Genomic DNA, 17,236 nt, shown 5'->3' with positions numbered 1-17,236 from the left:
TCGCTGTCAGAATATGAACTGTAGTCCTTACCGGGACTGCAGTTTAATAACGTTAATCCCAAAAGGAATATATGGTTGTCGAGTATTTTATCAAGATTGTCATCCCAGTAGTCTTTGCCTCATTTGTGGCCATGATCGGCTGGTTTGCTGACGAAGAAATAGGTGCCATGGTGGCTGGTGGTGTGGCGTTGGCAGTATCCATTGCCTGGACCAGTTACAACTGGGCACTTTCCATCAGGCAGTCACGCGTCAGTGAGCGCCTGGCAAAACGCAAGAAAGTCCGTGCGAAAAAGCTTGGCCGCACAGTGTCTTGTGCATGAAATAAATAGTCTGGCGGCTTTCCAGAGTCGCCACCGGATACGAAAAAGGCAGCCAACAGGCTGCCTTTTTTATTGGGCATGCGCCCATGGTGTTTTAATGATGGTGGCCGCCAGCACCGTGTACATGGCCATGCTCAACTTCTTCCTTACCTGCTTCACGTACTGCAGTAATGGTCGCCTTGAACAATACGCGCTCGCCAGCCCATGGGTGGTTGCCATCCACAATGACTTTGCCATCCTCGATATTGGTAACTGTATACAGTATGACATCCCCGGTTTCATCTTCGCCTTCGAACTGCATGCCTACTTTCAATTCTTCCGTAGGAAAGGCTGAAGCTGGCTCAATTTGTACCAGCTCTTCATCGTAATCACCGAAGGCATCAGCAGGCTCAAGGCTTAGTTCGATCGAGTCACCGGTGGACTTGCCGTGAAGTTCTTCCTCCACGCGTGGAAAAATATTGTCATAACCACCATGCAGGTAGCTGACTGGGTCTTTACTGGACTCCAGGATATTTCCATCACTGTCGCGTAATTCATAAGTGATGGTGACAACGGTGTTCATGGCAATCTGCATGAAAGATCCTTCTTTAAAATAATGGGATAAGGCTAGTGTTATTAATGCAACAAGATGCAGCATACAACCCGGTGCGGTTGCCTGCAACATGACTGTGTTGTTGGAACTTGCAAAAGATTCTAACCTAATTTCTTTTCAAGGTAAGCAATACGCTATGATGCACACATGAAAAACACTAATTCTTCACATATCCTCCCCAATCAATCCTTGAGTTTGCTTGGTGGTTTGAGCGTTGAACAGTTCCTGGCTGAGTATTGGCAAAAAAAGCCCTTGTTGATCAGGCAGGCGATCCCTGGGTTTAGCGGGCTGCTGAGCCCAGATGAACTGGCAGGTCTTGCCTGTGAGGAAGAGGTGCAGTCCCGGTTGATTTCATTCAAGAGCAAGCGTTGGCATATGGAAAGTGGTCCATTTGACGAGGCACGTTTCAGCCAATTACCAGAACGGGATTGGACTCTGCTTGTGCAAGGGGTCAATCACCACATGTCTGAAGCAGCAGCATTGCTGCAACAATTTTCTTTTATACCGCATGCCAGGCTGGATGATTTGATGGTGAGTTTTGCGCCTGATATGGGCGGGGTAGGGCCGCACTTTGACTCGTATGATGTATTCCTTCTGCAAGGAGAGGGCAAGCGTTTATGGCGGATCAGTGAGCAGGAGGATTTGAGTCTGGTCGAAGGTGCTCCGTTACGCATATTGCAGAACTTCAGTATGGAGCAGGAGTGGGTGCTGGAGCCCGGAGATATGCTCTATTTGCCACCTCATGTGGCACACTGGGGGATTGCAGTCGGCAGTGCAATGACGTATTCCATCGGTTTCCGTGCTCCTGCTGCCCAGGAGCTTGCCGGTGAGTTTCTCAATTATCTTCAGGATAAATTGAAGGTGGAGGGCATGTATGCGGACCCTGAACTGCAATACCAGGAACATCCGGCGGAAATCAGCAATACCATGCTGGAAAAGGTAAGCACCATGTTGAATCAGGTGAGATGGCAGCCGCAGGACGTGGCGGCTTTTCTCGGGCGTTATCTTTCTGAGCCGAAACCTCACGTGATCTTCGATGCCGCAGACCATATCAGCCTGAAGACATTCAGGCAGCAATTGCCAAAACACGGTATTGTGATGTCGGGTAAAAGCCAGATGTTATTTCATGAAGCTCAGTTTTTCATGAATGGAGAACAGTTCACTCCTGCCAAGCAAACACAACATCTGTGGACAATGTTGGCGGATCAGCGCCAGTTACCTGCATATTGTTTTGATCAGTCAGTATTGCAAGATGATATCCTGATACAACAATTATATGACTGGTACCTGGCTGGGTATTTGTACTTGAATAAGTGAAGCAGTATTTTGCCATCCGGCACTTTCGAATCTTGCAGGGACAAAAATGCGGAGTTTGTTAATCAGTATATATCTGGTGAGCTTTTCTTTGCAGGCGGCAGAGCTGGATTTCCGCATGATCCCGCTTCAACACCGTTTTCCGCAGGATATCCTGCTAGCAATCCAGCAAGTGGTTGGTCCTGAGGGGTCTGTCAGCACCATGGACTATCACTTGGTTGTGCGTGCAACTCCGGAAGATATGGCAGTAGTAGAGGCTCTGGTGGAGAGGCTGGATGCGATACAACGGAATATGTACATTACCATCAGCCATGAGGAGCACTCTCCTGGTATGGGTGTCACTGAAAACGACACAGTGAACGATGTTGATGTGTCACAAGTGGCTGAGAAAGACGAAATTGGATCTGCACCGATTGAGTCTCACTCAATGGACATACACAAAAGCGAGCGATTTCTCACTGTGCAGGATGGAGAGCAAATTTTTATTTGCGTCAATGAGCAGACCACGCTCAATCCGCAGTGGGAGGAATTGATGACGCAATATCTTACTGAAGAACAAACTGTTGCACTTGATAAATTCGCAACAGGTTTTGCGGTGCGGTTTCGCTATATTGGTAACGAGATAGAGGTGGAAGTGACACCACGTATTGTACGTCAATATGATGATCATGATATTGATTTTGAACATCTTTCATCTGTTGTTAGAGTTGGGAGGGGACAGTGGTTGGATATCAATGCCGTGATGTGGAACCATGACCAGATGAGCCGTGAAATATTGTTCCAGCATCAGTATGCTGAAAGCAGAAATAAGCCTCTGCAAATCAAAGTGGATTAGCTTATTTACAAAAGATACAGAGCTACAACAATTAAACGGAATTAGGCAAAATCGAGAATTAAGTCTAAAAAACAGTGGTATTTTCTGTCGGAGATGGTAGAATTTTTGACACTCGGTTAGCCTTGAGGGCTGGCCGTAACTGGTTTTAATTATTTATTTGTCTACATATTAAATAGGGATACAAAATGACACGTTCCGCTCTGCTTGCCGCTCTGCTCGCACTTGCTCTGACTGCTTGTGGTCAAAAGGAAGAAGCACCTGCTGAAGCTCCTGTTGTTGAAGAAGCTGCTCCAGCTGTTGAAGAAGCACCTGCTGAAGCTCCTGCAGAAGAAGCTGCACCTGTTGAAGAAGCTGCTCCAGCTGAAGAAGCTGCACCTGCTGAAGCTCCTGCAGAATAATTGAGTACTGGCTTTCTGCCAGTCTTGATTGACGAAAAAAGCCGACTGATGTCGGCTTTTTTCATGACTGTAGCAAGGTTATTTTATTTCTCGCCAGTCAAATCCTTCGGCTTGCTGCGCAATGCCAATCCAGTGTTCCTCACAGTTGAGGCTTTGGCTTAAGGCTGCACTGACTAATGCCGGCTGATTGTTTTTTTCGCTTAAATGGGCTGCCACGATATGCTGTAGTTTACGGTTATCCAGCACTTGCAGCAGCCTGGCGGCACTGTCATTATCCAGATGTCCCAAACGGCCACCAACACGTTGTTTCAATGAATGTACGTAAGGACCTTTGCGTAGCATTTCCAGATCATGGTTACATTCCAGAATCAAGGCATCTGAGCCACTCAGCATGGCTTCGATATGAGGGGTGGATATGCCTGCGTCTGTCAGCACCCCAAGTTTATGTGAGCCATTCTCGAAGATATATTGCACAGGTTCACGTGCATCATGCGGGACAGGATAAGGCTGAACGTGTAAATCGCCAATGCTGAATGCCTGGTGACTGTCGATGATGTGCAGCTTGAAATCCTGCTGTTTTGGTAGGAATTTCTGGCTCGAGGCATAAGTGCCATGGGTCAGCCAGACAGGGATACGATATTTATTGGCAAGCTTGAAAACACCATGGGTATGGTCATCGTGTTCATGAGTGACCAGAATCCCGTCAATGGTGTCAGGCTCCAGGCTCAGCCTGGCGATACGTTTAATGGCATCACGCAAGCCAAATCCACAGTCCAGCAATAAGCGGGTGGCACTGTGCTCTATAATCAGACCGTTGCCTGCGCTGCCACTTCCGAGTGAAGCAAACCTCATGCTAAGCAGCGCGGGCTGGTTGTCATGACTATTTCAGTTGTTCGAATAGCAGGTTGATAATACGGTTGGCCGTGCTGGAGCGCTCACGTTGACCATCATTGTCGGTGATTGTCACGATAGAGTTATCTGAACCGGAACCTTCAACCTTGACCTGATATTGGGTGTCTCCAGCCTTACGCTTCTTGATGCCATCCTTGTCTTTGTCGTCACCCCAGAACTTCAGGCTTGCCAGCAGGCCCTTCTTCTCTTTTGGTGCTTCATCAATGTCGGTATCAGAATAACGTACATAGAATACGCCAGCAGAGCGATCCCGATCCTCAACCACGAAGCCGATACGATCCAGTGCAAGGCCAACACGACGCCAGGCACGATCAAAAGCATCATTGGTGCTGAGGCTGAGTGTGCCATCAGACTCTTTGTTGATGCTGGCACGAAGCTCTTGTGCTGGGTTGGCAACAATTTCGCGAGATTTCTTTTCTTCCACGCCTAGGCGTACCATGAGGCGGCGCAGCAGTTCGGCATCGATATCTTCTGCCATGGCGCGGGATTCATCGGCTCCTGCACGCTTGGTTTTTGTTGGCGCATAGCCCATATCGACCTCACCGGCGAGGGTACGTACCTTGATCTTGCCGTCATCAACGGTCTCGCTGACCGCACGGTGACTCATATAAATCTCAGTAGTACCTGTATCGAGACCACGATCAATACGGGTACGGAATTTTTGTCGACTTTGCAATGCATTCAGCTTGTCCAGCCAGCCCTGGAATTTCTCCAGGTAGCTTTTGTCTGTCGCTGTATCCAGTGAACTGGGGTCAACCCATTCTGTTTCCATGACGCCTGTCTGTGGATTTTCCACTTGTACAGCAAAGCCCAAGTCAGTCCAGAACTCACGAATGACTGGCCAGACCTTTTCCGGCGCGGCGTTCACTACCAGCCAGCGCTGGGCACCTGCACGCTCCATGCGTACACCGTCTGCATTTGGTAGCAGTTTGTCCTGCTCGTTTTCTTGTTGCCCGCTTTCATTGAGTGTCTGGCTGTAATCTGAGTAGTTGGTGGCAGCGCCAGGAATGGCATAGGCATCACTGGCAGAAATATTAGTCAGGTCAGGAGGCACTTCCAGCGGACGAGCACGTCCCGCAGCCTTGTAGTCTGAATCTGAGTCAAGAAAAGGCAGGGAGCAACCGCTCGCGGACAGGGTCAGTAATGTGGCCAGTAAAACAGGTTTCAGTGCGAATTGATTCATGGTCTCTATCTTGGCTGGTAAACGATAATATTAAAGGCCAGCTTGCTGCATGGCATGGCGTAATATCTCATGGTATTGCCCGGAAAGCGGTACCAGGGGCAGGCGGATACCTCCCTTGATCAGCCCCATTTGCTGTAATACCCATTTAACCGGGATCGGGTTTGCTTCAACAAACAATTTCTGGTGCAGCGCAAACAGTTTGGCATTGATCTCACGCGCAGCGGTAAAGTTCCCGTTCAGGGTCGCAGTACACATTTCGTGCATGAGCCGTGGCGCTACATTGGCCGTGACTGAAATCACGCCATGTCCGCCCAGCATAAGCAGGGCGAGACTACTGGCATCATCACCACTGTAAATGGCAAAATCTGCTGGCGCGCGCAGGATCAGGTCCGTAGCACGCTCAATATTGCCGGTTGCATCCTTGATGCCGACAATATTCTCGATGGCTGCGAGGCGCAGCACCGTCTCGTTGCTGATGTCGCAGCCAGTACGTCCTGGCACGTTGTACAGGATTTGTGGAATATCTACTGCTTCTGCCACAGCACGGAAATGCTGGTACAAACCCTCTTGTGTCGGCTTGTTGTAGTAGGGGGCAACCAGCAGGCAGGCATCTGCCCCGAGTTCTTTTGCCTTTTGCGTCAGGGAGATCGCTTCATTGGTCGAGTTGGCGCCAGTACCTGCGATGACAGGAACACGACCGGCACTGTGTTCGACAGTGGTTTTGATCAGCAGGGCGTGTTCATCGAAGTCAACAGTGGGAGATTCGCCGGTGGTACCCACGATCACAATGCCATCAGTGTTCTGTGCGACATGGAAATCTATAAGCGAACGTAGCGCCTGGATATCCAGGCTGCCATCGTCGTGCATGGGGGTAGCGATGGCAACAAGACTGCCTTGCAACATGGTTATACGACCTGATAATGATTAAACTTAGCCATTTTAACCGAAACTTGCACGATCATTACATGATTTTGTGCTATTTCAATGCTGTAGGTACAGGGGAGTGGATTGCATGAGTGGGTGCGCCGCTCCCATGCTGATGTGAAAGCATATCCTTGATACTGCTGATGATCAGCTCGGTACGAACGAAACGATGATTGCCGCCGCCTGGCAGCAACAACCTGGCCCTGCCCATGAAGTTTCTGATGCTTTCCTGGTAGGGAATCAACTCATCACCTTGTTCATGCAGTACACAGGTATGGCGCGGCTGTCCTACAGGCTGGTAGTGGGCATACCTGTCCAGATTGGCCTGCGTCAGTGTGCCACGTTCGTGGGTGTAGAAATTCTCTACGGTACCCAGATAGCGGTGCAGGCTTTTTTCTGGATACATACAGGGGTTGATCAGCAAGCATGGCAGGCGATAGCGGCAGGCAAAATGATAAGCCCAGAAACCGCCGAGTGATGATCCGGTGAGAAGTGCCCCCGATGTTGCTAGTGGACGGATGGTCTGGTCGAGCTGAGTATAGGAAATATCAGGATCCCAGGTATTGTATTCCGGCACCACGATATGCGGGAAATGCTGTCTGAGCAGGCATGATTTCTCACTGGCCGGGCTGGAGTTGAAGCCTGGCATATAGACGATACTCATCAGTCCGGTGTTCCTTCGGCTGTGGTTGACAATTGCAGCAAGCCGGGAAGATCGGCGATGGAGTCTATCACTGCATGCGGTTTGATGGTGGAAGTATCAAAGTATTCCTGGCGGAATTTCCCTGTGCGCACCAGTACACCGCGCATGCCTGCTTTTTGTGCGCCATCAATATCCGAATCGATATCATCGCCAATCACCATGACTTCTGATGGTGGTAGCTTGAGATCGGCAAGTGCGATCTTGAAAAAATCCACCGAAGGTTTGCCTATGATCATGGCTTCAGTGCCAGAAGCGTATTCCAGTCCATCAATAAAGCAACCGATGTCCAGTTGTAACCCATGCTCAGTTTGCCAGAAGCGGTTTTTATGGATGGCAATGAGTTTTGCGCCTTGTTTCAGGCAGTTGAATACTTCATTCATGATGGTGTAAGACCATGACTTGCCAATATCGCCCACCACGATGTAGTCAGCCGCGGTATTAGATTGGCGGAAGTGGGAGAAATCCTTCTTCACATCATCTGCCAGCAGGAATCGGCATAGCGGATTGCCTAGTTGTTCCAGGTATTTTAATGCCGCTTCCGGCGCACTGATGATTTCTTCCGGCGTGACGTAAAACCCCATATCCAGGATTCTTTTGTGCAATGAAGCACGGGAAAGGGTGCTGGTATTGGTGACAAAGCGGCAGCTGATGCCTTGAATGCGCAATTGGTCAATTGTTTCTATTGCGCCAGGGAGTGGACTCTTGCCAACATGGAGTACACCGTCCAGATCAAACAGAATGGCATTGACTGATGAAGTGTTCATATCAACCTCCTTACATGTCTTTGCTATCAAGCAAACCTTGTGCCCAAAAAAGCAAAGGGCCTGTGTATGGCCCTTTTGCAGTATGTCTTGATGATATCAGGACTCAGCCCTTCAGGTCTGCTTCCCAGGCGTTGCCGTAGATTTTACCCTTGCGGGACATGATGAGCATCTGGTACATACTGGTCACCCACATGAAAGTAGACGCCAGGCTGTAGCCAATGCCACCAATGATGGTCAACCAGGCAAAGCCGGGATTCAATTTTGTCAGCCACCAGGACAATACATCCAGAATCAGAAAGGCAAACGGGAAAGCAATTGCCAGCACTTTCAGTACGCGGGGCACGTTGACAGCGAAGCTGAAAATAAATGCCATGAGGAAAAAGATAAAACAGATGCCGAACAAGTGGATATGGGAAACACGGGTCAGGCTCTGGATGCTGGCACCTTCATTCACAGCCGATACTTGTTTGATGCCTTCATACGTTCTGTAGTCAGGAATGCCGGGAATGACGCTGTGGCACATGACACAGCGTTCTGCAAATACGCTCTTGAAATGGTTTTCCCACTGGGATTCTGGTGCACCATTGCGTACCCATTTGATGATATCCAGGCGTACCTCGGGAGGTGCATGAGGCTTCATTGAGCCATTGAGCTTGCTTTCCAGCTTGCTACCACTACGATCACCGTAATAACTGTAAACAATGTCATCCTTGGACAGCCCCAGTTTCCCGTCAGCCATGCCGTGCGTCAGCATGATTTGCAGGCCTGCCATGCACAGCCCGACGCCAATCACCAGCAGGTAGCCGACAAACAATGCCTTGATTGAAGTGGGTAAGTTGGGAAGGTTCAGCCAGGGTAGGCTGGAGGATGTGTCTTTCATGATAATCTCAATCGTGCGTTAACAGCGCAAGCATACCTGAATTTCAGTGTTAACACATAATTAAAGTAGGGTTATTGCAAATGAAAAGCCTTCTCTGCGACAGAGATGGATTACGTGAGCTAAATTGTGCAATGCACGGAATCTGCCTGGCTGTCAGGATATAATCAGGAGCTTGAATATAGTCAATGATGCCATGAGCGATTCTTCCATCACAGCATTAGCCGAACAGATTGATGCGATATTGCCGCAAACGCAGTGTACGCAATGCGGATATGCAGGTTGCCGCCCTTATGCGGATGCGCTTGCCAGGGGCGAAGCCCGTATCAATCAATGTCCGCCGGGAGGCGAGGCTGGTATTCATGTGCTCGCGCATATGCTGGGCCTGCCGTATATTTCCCTGGACCCGGCACATGGAGTGGAAAAGCCCCGATCAATGGCCGTGATTGATGAGTCCACCTGTATCGGTTGCACCTTGTGTATCAAGGCATGTCCTGTGGATGCCATTCTGGGGGCACATAAGCAGATGCATACTGTCATTGCGGACGAATGTACGGGATGTGAGTTGTGCATTGCGCCATGCCCGGTTGATTGCATCAGCATGCAGGCTCTGGAAGAGCAGGATTGGCATTATGCCGAGGCAGGCAGCCAGGCGCGCCAAATGGCTGATGCAGCACGTGCGCGGCATATGTTCCGGTTGCAGCGCCAGGAGAGTGCAAGCAAGAATGTAGTGCCTGCAAAACCACAAGTCGTAGGCGATACTGTCGCTGCGAAAAAAGCCGCCATTGCTGCTGCAATGGCGCGTGCCCGCGCTCTTCGTGAGCAGGGAATGTCACCTTCCAATATATCGCAAAAAACATGAACGCAAAAAAACGCCAGGAGCTGTTCCGGCGGCTCAGTATTGCCATCCCGGAGCCAACCACTGAACTGGTGCACCACAGCACATTCGAGTTGTTGATCGCCGTGATCCTGTCTGCGCAGGCAACCGATAAAGGCGTGAATATTGCGACGGCCAAACTGTTTCCGGTGGCCAATACACCACAGGCAATCTTTAATCTTGGCGTAGAAGGGCTGGAAGACTATATCAAAACCATAGGCTTGTACCGTAGTAAGGCAAAGAACGTGATAGCGACTTGCCGCATGCTGGTGGAGCATTATGATGGCCAGGTTCCGGATACGCGCGAGGGACTGGAAAGCCTGCCTGGTGTTGGCCGCAAAACTGCCAATGTCATTTTGAATACTGCATTCGGACAACCTACCATTGCAGTGGATACCCATATTTTCCGCTTGGGAAACCGTATTGGGATTGCGCCGGGGAAAACGCCGCTGGAAGTGGAAACCAAGCTGATGAAAGCAGTGCCCAAAGAGTATTTACATGACGCCCATCATTTGTTGATTCTGCACGGGCGTTATGTATGTGTGGCACGCAGGCCGAAATGTGAAGCGTGTGTCATTTACGATTTATGCGAATACGGGGCCAAGCCGACAATGGGACCTGTACCAGTAGCCGTGTAGTGAGGGTTGATAGAATGGTTAAGCGGAAATGAGTGAAATGAATACAGCGTTGAATTTAACTAACCGCTATCCACGCGTGCTGTCGATTGCAGGTTCGGACAGTAGTGGCGGGGCGGGCATCCAGGCGGATCTCAAAACATTTTCTGCATTGGGTTGTTATGGCATGACTGCCATCACGGCGTTGACCGCGCAGAATACACAGGGCGTGCGTTCAATTCATAGTATTCCACCCCAAATGTTGCGAGACCAGATTGATGCCGTTGTGGAGGATATCGGTGTGGATGCTGTCAAAATTGGCATGCTGCATTCTCCTGAGGTTGTCATGACCGTGGCAGAAGCGCTGGATGCACACAGACTGACGCAGGTTGTGCTTGATCCAGTGATGGTGTCAGCCAATGGTGCCAAGCTGATTTCTGATGAAGCGGTTGCCGTGGTGGTCAGCGAATTATTTCCTCGAGCACTGGTAGTAACCCCGAACCTGGATGAAGCCATGCTGTTGCTTGGCAGAAAGCTGACCGCTGCGGATGAGCTGGAGCTGGCGGCAGAGGAGTTACTCAAACAAGGCGCCCATGCCGTGCTGCTCAAGGGAGGACACCTCCCTGGGCATGATGTGGTGGATATCCTGGTACAGGAAAGTGTGGCAGGGCAGCTGGCTGAATTGCACAGATTACATTCACTGCGGATATCTACCCATAACCTGCATGGCACTGGATGTACCTTGTCCTCGGCGATTGCGGCTTATTTGGCGCTTGGTTTTAGCTTGCCTGATGCCGTGCAGGCGGCGCGAATTTATGTGCGATCTGCACTGGATGCCGGATCCCATGTGCGGACAGGAGCAGGAATCGGCCCATTGAATCATGGGTTTGCCCCGCAGGCCATGCAGGTGCGAGCAGCATAATGGCATTATTCAACCCCAGCCGCGATCAGGTGCGCCAGTTCTTTTTTGACAGTTGGTCCAAATGCAAGGCAAGACAGGCATTGACGGCTCTGGAGCAGTTGGCCGTCGATATCATGCAGCAGCACCCAGAATATCATCATGTGCTGGATGCCCCTGAAACCTACATGGATCAGGCTTATTTCCCGGAACTGGGTGAAACCAATCCTTTTCTGCACATGAGTTTGCACCTTTCTGTCCTTGAACAGGTATCGATAGACCAGCCGCCGGGAATCAAGACGGCCTACCATCGCCTATGGAGTAAGCACGGGGATGCCTGTGAGGCGCAACATGTACTGATGGAGTGTCTGGCCGAGACTATCTGGCAGGCACAGCGCACCGGAGGTGGGTTGGATGCCGAGGCCTATGCTGCTTGTGTCGGTGCGAAAGCGAGTGAATAGTGCCTGTCTATCTGCAGGCAAAACATGCAGCCGTACTTGATCTTGATCTGCTGAGTTTTTTTGTGCTGCGTGCAATGGCTAGGATGTTTCGCGGTGGTGATGGCCGTGATGCCTGTCCAGCAGACTGTAATAGTTTGAAGGTTCGAGCACGGTAGGGACAGCCTCTTCTGCCAGGAGCGGATAGTCCTTGCTGTAATGCAGGCCTCTGCTTTCCTTGCGCTCCATGGCGCTTTTCACGATCAGCTCGGCTACTTGCAGTAGATTGCGCAGCTCGATCAGGTTGTTGCTGATGCGGAAGTTGCTGTAGAACTCATGTACTTCATCGCGTAGCAGATGAATGCGGTGCATGGCACGGGTGAGGCGTTTATTAGTGCGGACGATACCCACGTAGTTCCACATGGTACGCCTCAGCTCACTCCAGTTATGGGTAATGATGATTTCCTCATCCGCATCGGTGACCCGGCTTTCATCCCAATATGGCAGGGTGATTTCCGGCATCCGGGGCTGGCTGATAATGTCATTGGCAACGGCCTGGCCAAATACCAGGCACTCCAGCAATGAGTTGCTGGCAAGGCGGTTGGCGCCATGCAATCCTGTGCATGCGGTTTCACCAATGGCATACAGGCGGGGTATATCAGTACGGCCGATATGATCCGTCATGATGCCGCCACAGCTGTAATGTGCAGCCGGAACCACGGGTATCGGTTCGCGGGTAATATCGATGCCCAACTCAAAGCATGTGCGATAAATAGTCGGAAAATGCGACAGGATGAAATCTGCAGGTTGATGGGAAATATCCAGGTATACGCAATCCAGGCCGCGTTTTTTCATTTCAAAATCAATGGCGCGTGCGACGATATCACGAGGCGCCAATTCCGCACGTTCGTCATGCCAGGTCATGAAGCGTGACCCATCTGGCAGTTTCAATATTCCGCCTTCGCCGCGGACGGCCTCACTAATCAGGAATGACTTGGCTTCGGGGTGGAACAGGCAGGTCGGATGGAACTGGATGAACTCCATATTGGCTACCCTGCAGCCGGCACGCCAGCCCATGGCAACACCATCTCCGGAGGCGACATCGGGATTGGTCGTATAGAGATATACCTTGCCAGTACCTCCTGTGGCCAGCACTGTCTGTTGGGCACCTACGGTGAGTACCTCGCCTGTCGTGTTGTCAAGCACATAGGCACCCAGGCAGGCACTGCCTTCCATATTGACTTTGCCTGCTGTAATGAGATCAACCGCGATATGTTCTTCCAGTACCGTAATATTCGGATGTTGGCGTACTTTTTCCGCCAGGGTCTTCTGCACGGCATGCCCGGTTGCATCTGCGGCATGGATGATGCGGCGGTGGCTATGCCCACCTTCGCGGGTCAGGTGGAAGCCACTGTTGTCATCTTCGCGTGTGAAAGGTACGCCTGCTTCAATCAGCCACTCAACAGTTTCCCTGCCATGCTCGGCGACCAGTCGCGTGACAGCCGCATCACACAAGCCGGCGCCTGCGATCAGGGTGTCTTGTATATGCGCTTCTGTCGAGTCATCATCTGTCAGTACTGCAGCAATGCCTCCTTGCGCCCAGTTGCTGGCACCATCATTGATACCTCGCTTGCTGATCAGGCAGACCTTCCGGTCTGTGCCGACTTTGAGTGCCAGTGTTAGACCTGCCAGGCCGCTGCCGATAATAAGGACATCATATTGCTGCATCAAGAATCCGTAGTTGGATGAACTTTCGCGAGTGTAGCGCTGTCTTCAACACTAAGCTAGTCATGAAAATTTATTAAGGGCAGGTCATGATCAAGACAAATAATTTTGAAAGATTTTCTCGCTTGAGCTTCGTTGATTCTGGTATGCGCGGGTATACTCCGTCTGTCAAGAACATACAGGCAGGGAGCATGACCGCGATGGCAGGGAGTCCTCCAGCGGGTAATCGGGAAATTGACCAGCAATTGGTAGAGCGCGCGCAAAGTGGTGACAAGCGCGCTTTTGGCCTGCTGGTGGAGAAATACCAGCGTAAGCTTGGTCGTTTGCTTTCGCGCTTGATTCGTGATCCGGCGGAAGTCGAGGATGTCGTGCAGGAGTCTTTTATCAAGGCTTACCGGGCATTACCCAGCTTCCGCGGCGATAGTGCTTTTTATACCTGGTTGTATCGTATCGGTATCAATACAGCCAAGAATTACTTGGTTGCCATGGGTCGTAGGCCGCAGGCAACTGGGGATATCGAAATTGAAGATGCCGAGAATTTTGATGACGGTGATGAGTTGCGCACCATGGATACCCCGGAAACCGAATTGATGAGCAAGGAAATTGCTCAGACGGTGAATGACACGGTAGCCAGTTTGCCGGAAGAGTTGAGAACGGCTATTACATTGCGCGAAATCGAAGGTTTAAGTTACGAAGAGATTGCGACCATGATGGATTGCCCTATCGGTACTGTACGGTCGCGTATTTTCCGTGCACGTGAAACAATTGCCCAGAAATTGCGTCCGTTACTGGACACCCCCGAAAACAGGAGATGGTAATGAAAAGTCAAGTTTCAGCGCTGATCGATGGAGATATTGCGCTTGAGGATGCAGAATACCTGTATACGACTTTGAAGTCAGGTGGAGAGTCCACCCGGACTTGGTCTGATTATCATTTGATTGGCGATGCCATGCGTGGCAATCCTGTTTTCAGCGCCGATTTCACCGAGCGCCTGATGGCACGCCTTGATGCAGAGCCTGTTGTCCTGGTGCCAGCTGCTGCGGCCAAGCGAAAGCGCGCATTGCTGCGAAACAGCAGGCTGTGGTCAGTGGCGGCATCGGTGTCTGCCGTGGCATTTGTAGGTTGGGTAGTATTGCAACAGCAGGTACAAACAGATATCGAAGACGATACTTCCCCGATGGAAATAGCGCAGAACCTGCCTGCTGATTACTGGCTGGCGCACCAGTCCCAGGCCTCAAACAACTCTGCGTACTATATACAGCCTGCCAACTATGCGGAGTAGTAGTTAGATGAAGCGCTTCCTGCTGGCAATTCTGCTGGTGACTCCAATTGCAACAGTGCATGCTGAATCAGAAGACCCTTGGCTAGTGCTGCAAAAAGCAGCCCAGGCAGCTCACGATCTTAGCTACAAGGGAGTGTTCATTTACCAGTCGGGTGACAACATCAAGTCAGTCCAGATTACGCATACGAATTCCAGGCAGGGAGAGTATGCGCGTGTGGTTGTGCTGGATGGTACGCCGCGTGAAATGTTGAGCCAGGGTGGCGATGTCGTCATCTTCAGCTCAAAAAATGAAAAAGTCGTGATGGAAAAACGACGGGCACACAATATGTTTCCAGCTGTGCTGCCTGACGATATTGAATACCTGAAAACCAGTTACAAGGCCAGGGTCGGCGGGATAGAGCGTGTGGCTGGCCGGGATGGCCGTGTGGTTTTTCTCGACCCACGGGACAATTTGCGCTATGCCTATAAATTCTGGGCAGACCGTGAATATGGTCTGTTGCTCAAATCATTGATGTTGAGCGAGCAGAAGCAAATGCTGGAGCAGATGACTTTCAGCCAGGTCAATATGCTGGAGGACCAGGGCATGGACTGGTTCCATCCCAATGTGGATCACGATAAGCATTACATATTGGAAGAGGCAAGTGCCCAGCCGATTGATGAAGTGAGCGGATGGGCTATCGGTACATTACCAGTGGGTTATCGCAAGGTAGAGCAGCTTACCCGCCTTGTGCCTGGAAAACCGGCGCCGGTGACACAGGTGATTTTTACTGACGGCCTGGCTTCTGTCTCACTTTTCATTGAACCTTTATCCAAAGGTATCCGTCCAAAAATCGGGCAGACATCAAAAGGCACTACCAATTTTTATGCTAATGTCAGCAAGGGCTACCAGATTCTGGTCGTTGGCGAAGTGCCGGCAGCTACTGTGGCTCAGATCGGCAGTGCAGTCAGTTTCAACGATAAGTAAATCTTGATAGTACAAGTTTAGGTATTGGATGTTTGCATCGTATTTATGCCTGGACCATGCAGCGTAGTGGCTGTGAGGTGCAGGCATTGTAGTAAATAGTGCATGGGTGCGCTGTTCAGCTGGATGGCGCAAGAGTTTGACGTATGAACGAGGTGAATCAATGGTTAAGAAACTGATTGCCGTTTCCGCAATTTGTTTATCTTTAGGATTATCTGTCGCAACGCCGGTTCTGGCGAAAGAATTGCCGGATTTCACGGAGCTTGCTGAAAAACAGGGTGATGCAGTTGTTAATATCAGTGTGACGCAGGTAGTGCAGGCCGGTTCCGGCTCTCCATTCCAGGGCATGCCGGACGATGAGGCGTTAAGTGAATTCTTTCGCCGTTTCGGGATTCCTGGTTTTCCAGGCGGACCACGTGGCCCGGGCAATTCCCAGCAGCCTGAATACAAGTCGCAATCGCTGGGCTCAGGGTTCATTATCAGCAATGATGGCTATATCCTGACCAATGCCCATGTAGTGCGTGAAGCAGATGAAGTCATTGTCAAACTGAATGACAAGCGCGAGTTCAAGGCCAAAATCATTGGCGCGGACCGCCGTACGGATGTGGCCTTGCTCAAGATCGATGCAACAGGCTTGCCCAAGGTGGTCATTGGCAATCCTGAGCAACTCCGGGTGGGGGAATGGGTGGTAGCGATTGGTTCACCTTTTGGCCTGGAAAGCACCTTGACGGCAGGGGTGGTCAGCGCTAAAGGGCGTGCCTTGCCGCAAGAGAATTTTGTGCCTTTTATCCAGACTGATGTTGCCATCAACCCCGGTAACTCCGGAGGTCCTTTGTTCAACCTCAAGGGTGAGGTGGTCGGTGTGAACTCCCAGATTTACAGCCGTACCGGTGGATACATGGGTTTGTCCTTCTCGATTCCTATTGATGTGGCCATCGAAGTATCAAACCAGCTCAAGGTTTCCGGTCGTGTTGCACGTGGATGGCTTGGCATCGGCATTCAAGAGATGACTAAGGACCTGGCTGACTCGTTCGGGATGAAAAATACGGAAGGCGCACTGGTTGCCGGGGTAGAGAAGGGTAGCCCGGCAGAAAAGGGTGGCCTGGAACCTGGTGATGTAGTGACCAAGTTTGACGGCAAGCCAGTTGTTGCGTCTGCAGACCTGCCACGGATTGTGGGTGCCACCAAACCAGGCAAACAGGTTCCTGTGGAAGTATTGCGTAAAGGCTCTAACAAGGTTCTGCATATTGCGCTGGGTGAAATGCCTGTAGACAAGGATGAAGTCAGTACTTCAGCCCCATCCAGTACCAAGTCGGAAGATAACCGTCTTGGATTGACATTGCGCGAAGTGAGCCCGCAACAGCGCCGGGACCTCAATGGGCGTAATGCATTTGTGGTGGTGGATGCGCAAGGGTCTGCTGCGCAGGCGGGTATTCGTCGCGGTGACCTGATTCTGGCGTTGAATAACACCGAGGTGCAAAGCCTGGAACAATTTGCCAAGCAGGTCAACGCAGTACCCGCAGGCAAGACCGTAGCGTTATTGGTGCAGCGTGGAGACAATACATTGTATGTGCCGGTCAAGATCGGCAAGTAAATATGCTAAGCGGCTGGGTTTGCTGT

At 50.9% G+C, this 17,236-nt stretch carries 20 protein-coding genes; 12 read left to right on the top strand and 8 right to left on the bottom strand.

What is annotated here, in order from left to right:
- Window positions 1-71 precede the first annotated feature (71 nt).
- Window positions 72-320 carry a hypothetical protein gene (locus CHB59_RS04805; protein WP_089375094.1) on the top strand — a complete coding sequence of 83 codons (249 nt, stop codon included), beginning with the start codon at window positions 72-74 and terminating at the stop codon, window positions 318-320.
- A 94-nt stretch (window positions 321-414) separates the two neighbouring features.
- Here the strand turns inward: CHB59_RS04805 and CHB59_RS04800 are convergent, their stop codons facing one another.
- Entirely contained in the window at window positions 415-894 is a 480-nt protein-coding gene (locus tag CHB59_RS04800) for an FKBP-type peptidyl-prolyl cis-trans isomerase (protein ID WP_089375093.1), read from the bottom strand.
- Between the two features lie 165 nt (window positions 895-1,059).
- Between CHB59_RS04800 and CHB59_RS04795 the strand changes: the two genes are divergently transcribed.
- The 3 genes from CHB59_RS04795 (at window position 1,060) to CHB59_RS04785 (ending at window position 3,459) form a co-directional block, all read left to right on the top strand.
- The gene (locus tag CHB59_RS04795) at window positions 1,060-2,229 is read left to right on the top strand and encodes a cupin domain-containing protein (protein WP_089375092.1); all 1,170 of its coding nucleotides are present in this window, start codon (window positions 1,060-1,062) and stop codon (window positions 2,227-2,229) included.
- 76 nt (window positions 2,230-2,305) lie between these two features.
- Window positions 2,306-3,061 carry a nodulation protein NolW gene (locus CHB59_RS04790; RefSeq protein WP_143738691.1) on the top strand — a complete coding sequence of 252 codons (756 nt, stop codon included), beginning with the start codon at window positions 2,306-2,308 and terminating at the stop codon, window positions 3,059-3,061.
- Window positions 3,062-3,246: 185 nt separating this feature from the next.
- Window positions 3,247-3,459 (top strand): hypothetical protein, encoded by a 213-nt coding sequence (locus CHB59_RS04785; protein ID WP_089375090.1) that lies wholly within the window; start codon window positions 3,247-3,249, stop codon window positions 3,457-3,459.
- 78 nt (window positions 3,460-3,537) lie between these two features.
- Here the strand turns inward: CHB59_RS04785 and CHB59_RS04780 are convergent, their stop codons facing one another.
- From CHB59_RS04780 to CHB59_RS04755, 6 genes are all read right to left on the bottom strand, one after another.
- Window positions 3,538-4,311 (bottom strand): MBL fold metallo-hydrolase, encoded by a 774-nt coding sequence (locus tag CHB59_RS04780; RefSeq protein WP_089375089.1) that lies wholly within the window; start codon window positions 4,309-4,311, stop codon window positions 3,538-3,540.
- Window positions 4,312-4,339: 28 nt separating this feature from the next.
- Window positions 4,340-5,554 carry an outer membrane protein assembly factor BamC gene (bamC, locus tag CHB59_RS04775; protein WP_089375088.1) on the bottom strand — a complete coding sequence of 405 codons (1,215 nt, stop codon included), beginning with the start codon at window positions 5,552-5,554 and terminating at the stop codon, window positions 4,340-4,342.
- A gap of 30 nt (window positions 5,555-5,584) precedes the next feature.
- Window positions 5,585-6,457: a 4-hydroxy-tetrahydrodipicolinate synthase gene (gene dapA / locus CHB59_RS04770; protein WP_089375087.1), complete on the bottom strand. Its 873-nt coding sequence runs from the start codon at window positions 6,455-6,457 to the stop codon at window positions 5,585-5,587.
- A 73-nt stretch (window positions 6,458-6,530) separates the two neighbouring features.
- Window positions 6,531-7,142 (bottom strand): YqiA/YcfP family alpha/beta fold hydrolase, encoded by a 612-nt coding sequence (locus tag CHB59_RS04765; RefSeq protein WP_089375086.1) that lies wholly within the window; start codon window positions 7,140-7,142, stop codon window positions 6,531-6,533.
- A complete protein-coding gene (locus CHB59_RS04760) occupies window positions 7,142-7,945 on the bottom strand; it encodes a TIGR01458 family HAD-type hydrolase (RefSeq protein ID WP_089375085.1) in 804 nt (267 codons plus the stop codon). The genes CHB59_RS04765 and CHB59_RS04760 overlap by 1 nt, the downstream gene beginning before the upstream one ends.
- A 103-nt stretch (window positions 7,946-8,048) precedes the next feature.
- Window positions 8,049-8,825, bottom strand: coding sequence for an elongation factor-1 alpha (locus tag CHB59_RS04755; RefSeq protein ID WP_089375084.1), 777 nt, complete (start codon window positions 8,823-8,825; stop codon window positions 8,049-8,051).
- Between the two features lie 193 nt (window positions 8,826-9,018).
- On the opposite strand from CHB59_RS04755, the gene rsxB reads away from it, so the two are divergent.
- Genes rsxB through CHB59_RS04735 form a run of 4 tightly spaced genes read left to right on the top strand, consistent with a single transcriptional unit; the run spans window position 9,019 to window position 11,672 of the window.
- A complete protein-coding gene (gene rsxB, locus CHB59_RS04750; protein ID WP_089375083.1) occupies window positions 9,019-9,684 on the top strand; it encodes an electron transport complex subunit RsxB in 666 nt (221 codons plus the stop codon).
- Window positions 9,681-10,337: an endonuclease III gene (nth, locus tag CHB59_RS04745; protein WP_089375082.1), complete on the top strand. Its 657-nt coding sequence runs from the start codon at window positions 9,681-9,683 to the stop codon at window positions 10,335-10,337. Before rsxB ends, nth begins: the two co-directional genes overlap by 4 nt.
- Window positions 10,338-10,365: 28 nt before the next feature.
- Entirely contained in the window at window positions 10,366-11,235 is an 870-nt protein-coding gene (thiD, locus tag CHB59_RS04740; protein ID WP_245835035.1) for a bifunctional hydroxymethylpyrimidine kinase/phosphomethylpyrimidine kinase, read from the top strand.
- The gene (locus CHB59_RS04735) at window positions 11,235-11,672 is read left to right on the top strand and encodes a DUF1841 family protein (RefSeq protein ID WP_089375080.1); all 438 of its coding nucleotides are present in this window, start codon (window positions 11,235-11,237) and stop codon (window positions 11,670-11,672) included. Before thiD ends, CHB59_RS04735 begins: the two co-directional genes overlap by 1 nt.
- 78 nt (window positions 11,673-11,750) lie before the next feature.
- On the opposite strand, the gene nadB is transcribed toward CHB59_RS04735, so the two are convergent.
- Window positions 11,751-13,376 carry an L-aspartate oxidase gene (gene nadB / locus CHB59_RS04730; RefSeq protein WP_089375079.1) on the bottom strand — a complete coding sequence of 542 codons (1,626 nt, stop codon included), beginning with the start codon at window positions 13,374-13,376 and terminating at the stop codon, window positions 11,751-11,753.
- A gap of 197 nt (window positions 13,377-13,573) precedes the next feature.
- Here nadB and rpoE point away from each other — a divergent pair, with 197 nt between their 5' ends.
- The 4 genes from rpoE to CHB59_RS04710 all read left to right on the top strand — a co-directional run bounded on the left by rpoE (window position 13,574) and on the right by CHB59_RS04710 (window position 17,210).
- Window positions 13,574-14,191 carry an RNA polymerase sigma factor RpoE gene (rpoE, locus tag CHB59_RS04725; protein WP_089375147.1) on the top strand — a complete coding sequence of 206 codons (618 nt, stop codon included), beginning with the start codon at window positions 13,574-13,576 and terminating at the stop codon, window positions 14,189-14,191.
- Complete coding sequence (locus CHB59_RS04720) at window positions 14,191-14,655, top strand: sigma-E factor negative regulatory protein (protein ID WP_089375078.1); 465 nt, start codon at window positions 14,191-14,193, stop codon at window positions 14,653-14,655. The genes rpoE and CHB59_RS04720 overlap by 1 nt, the downstream gene beginning before the upstream one ends.
- A 7-nt stretch (window positions 14,656-14,662) precedes the next feature.
- Window positions 14,663-15,619, top strand: coding sequence for a MucB/RseB C-terminal domain-containing protein (locus CHB59_RS04715; protein ID WP_089375077.1), 957 nt, complete (start codon window positions 14,663-14,665; stop codon window positions 15,617-15,619).
- Window positions 15,620-15,779: 160 nt separating this feature from the next.
- Window positions 15,780-17,210 carry a DegQ family serine endoprotease gene (locus tag CHB59_RS04710; protein WP_089375076.1) on the top strand — a complete coding sequence of 477 codons (1,431 nt, stop codon included), beginning with the start codon at window positions 15,780-15,782 and terminating at the stop codon, window positions 17,208-17,210.
- Window positions 17,211-17,236 lie beyond the last annotated feature (26 nt).

It is taken from the genome of Methylobacillus rhizosphaerae, from assembly GCF_900187985.1.
In the GTDB taxonomy this organism is placed as follows: Bacteria; Pseudomonadota; Gammaproteobacteria; order Burkholderiales; family Methylophilaceae; genus Methylobacillus; species Methylobacillus rhizosphaerae.
This window is presented reverse-complemented; position numbering and strand designations above follow the sequence as displayed.

What these genes read in the sequence shown, in the direction of transcription:
- CHB59_RS04785 (WP_089375090.1), top strand. Translation starts at nt 3,247, where the DNA reads ATGACACGTTCCGCTCTGCTTGCCGCTCTGCTCGCACTTGCTCTGACT.
- nth (WP_089375082.1), top strand. Translation starts at nt 9,681, where the DNA reads ATGAACGCAAAAAAACGCCAGGAGCTGTTCCGGCGGCTCAGTATTGCC.
- CHB59_RS04780 (WP_089375089.1), bottom strand. Translation starts at nt 4,311, where the DNA reads ATGAGGTTTGCTTCACTCGGAAGTGGCAGCGCAGGCAACGGTCTGATT.
- bamC (WP_089375088.1), bottom strand. Translation starts at nt 5,554, where the DNA reads ATGAATCAATTCGCACTGAAACCTGTTTTACTGGCCACATTACTGACC.
- dapA (WP_089375087.1), bottom strand. Translation starts at nt 6,457, where the DNA reads ATGTTGCAAGGCAGTCTTGTTGCCATCGCTACCCCCATGCACGACGAT.
- rpoE (WP_089375147.1), top strand. Translation starts at nt 13,574, where the DNA reads ATGGCAGGGAGTCCTCCAGCGGGTAATCGGGAAATTGACCAGCAATTG.
- CHB59_RS04760 (WP_089375085.1), bottom strand. Translation starts at nt 7,945, where the DNA reads ATGAACACTTCATCAGTCAATGCCATTCTGTTTGATCTGGACGGTGTA.
- CHB59_RS04720 (WP_089375078.1), top strand. Translation starts at nt 14,191, where the DNA reads ATGAAAAGTCAAGTTTCAGCGCTGATCGATGGAGATATTGCGCTTGAG.
- rsxB (WP_089375083.1), top strand. Translation starts at nt 9,019, where the DNA reads ATGAGCGATTCTTCCATCACAGCATTAGCCGAACAGATTGATGCGATA.
- CHB59_RS04795 (WP_089375092.1), top strand. Translation starts at nt 1,060, where the DNA reads ATGAAAAACACTAATTCTTCACATATCCTCCCCAATCAATCCTTGAGT.
- CHB59_RS04755 (WP_089375084.1), bottom strand. Translation starts at nt 8,825, where the DNA reads ATGAAAGACACATCCTCCAGCCTACCCTGGCTGAACCTTCCCAACTTA.
- CHB59_RS04735 (WP_089375080.1), top strand. Translation starts at nt 11,235, where the DNA reads ATGGCATTATTCAACCCCAGCCGCGATCAGGTGCGCCAGTTCTTTTTT.
- CHB59_RS04765 (WP_089375086.1), bottom strand. Translation starts at nt 7,142, where the DNA reads ATGAGTATCGTCTATATGCCAGGCTTCAACTCCAGCCCGGCCAGTGAG.
- CHB59_RS04800 (WP_089375093.1), bottom strand. Translation starts at nt 894, where the DNA reads ATGCAGATTGCCATGAACACCGTTGTCACCATCACTTATGAATTACGC.
- CHB59_RS04710 (WP_089375076.1), top strand. Translation starts at nt 15,780, where the DNA reads ATGGTTAAGAAACTGATTGCCGTTTCCGCAATTTGTTTATCTTTAGGA.
- nadB (WP_089375079.1), bottom strand. Translation starts at nt 13,376, where the DNA reads ATGCAGCAATATGATGTCCTTATTATCGGCAGCGGCCTGGCAGGTCTA.
- CHB59_RS04805 (WP_089375094.1), top strand. Translation starts at nt 72, where the DNA reads ATGGTTGTCGAGTATTTTATCAAGATTGTCATCCCAGTAGTCTTTGCC.
- CHB59_RS04715 (WP_089375077.1), top strand. Translation starts at nt 14,663, where the DNA reads ATGAAGCGCTTCCTGCTGGCAATTCTGCTGGTGACTCCAATTGCAACA.
- thiD (WP_245835035.1), top strand. Translation starts at nt 10,366, where the DNA reads ATGAGTGAAATGAATACAGCGTTGAATTTAACTAACCGCTATCCACGC.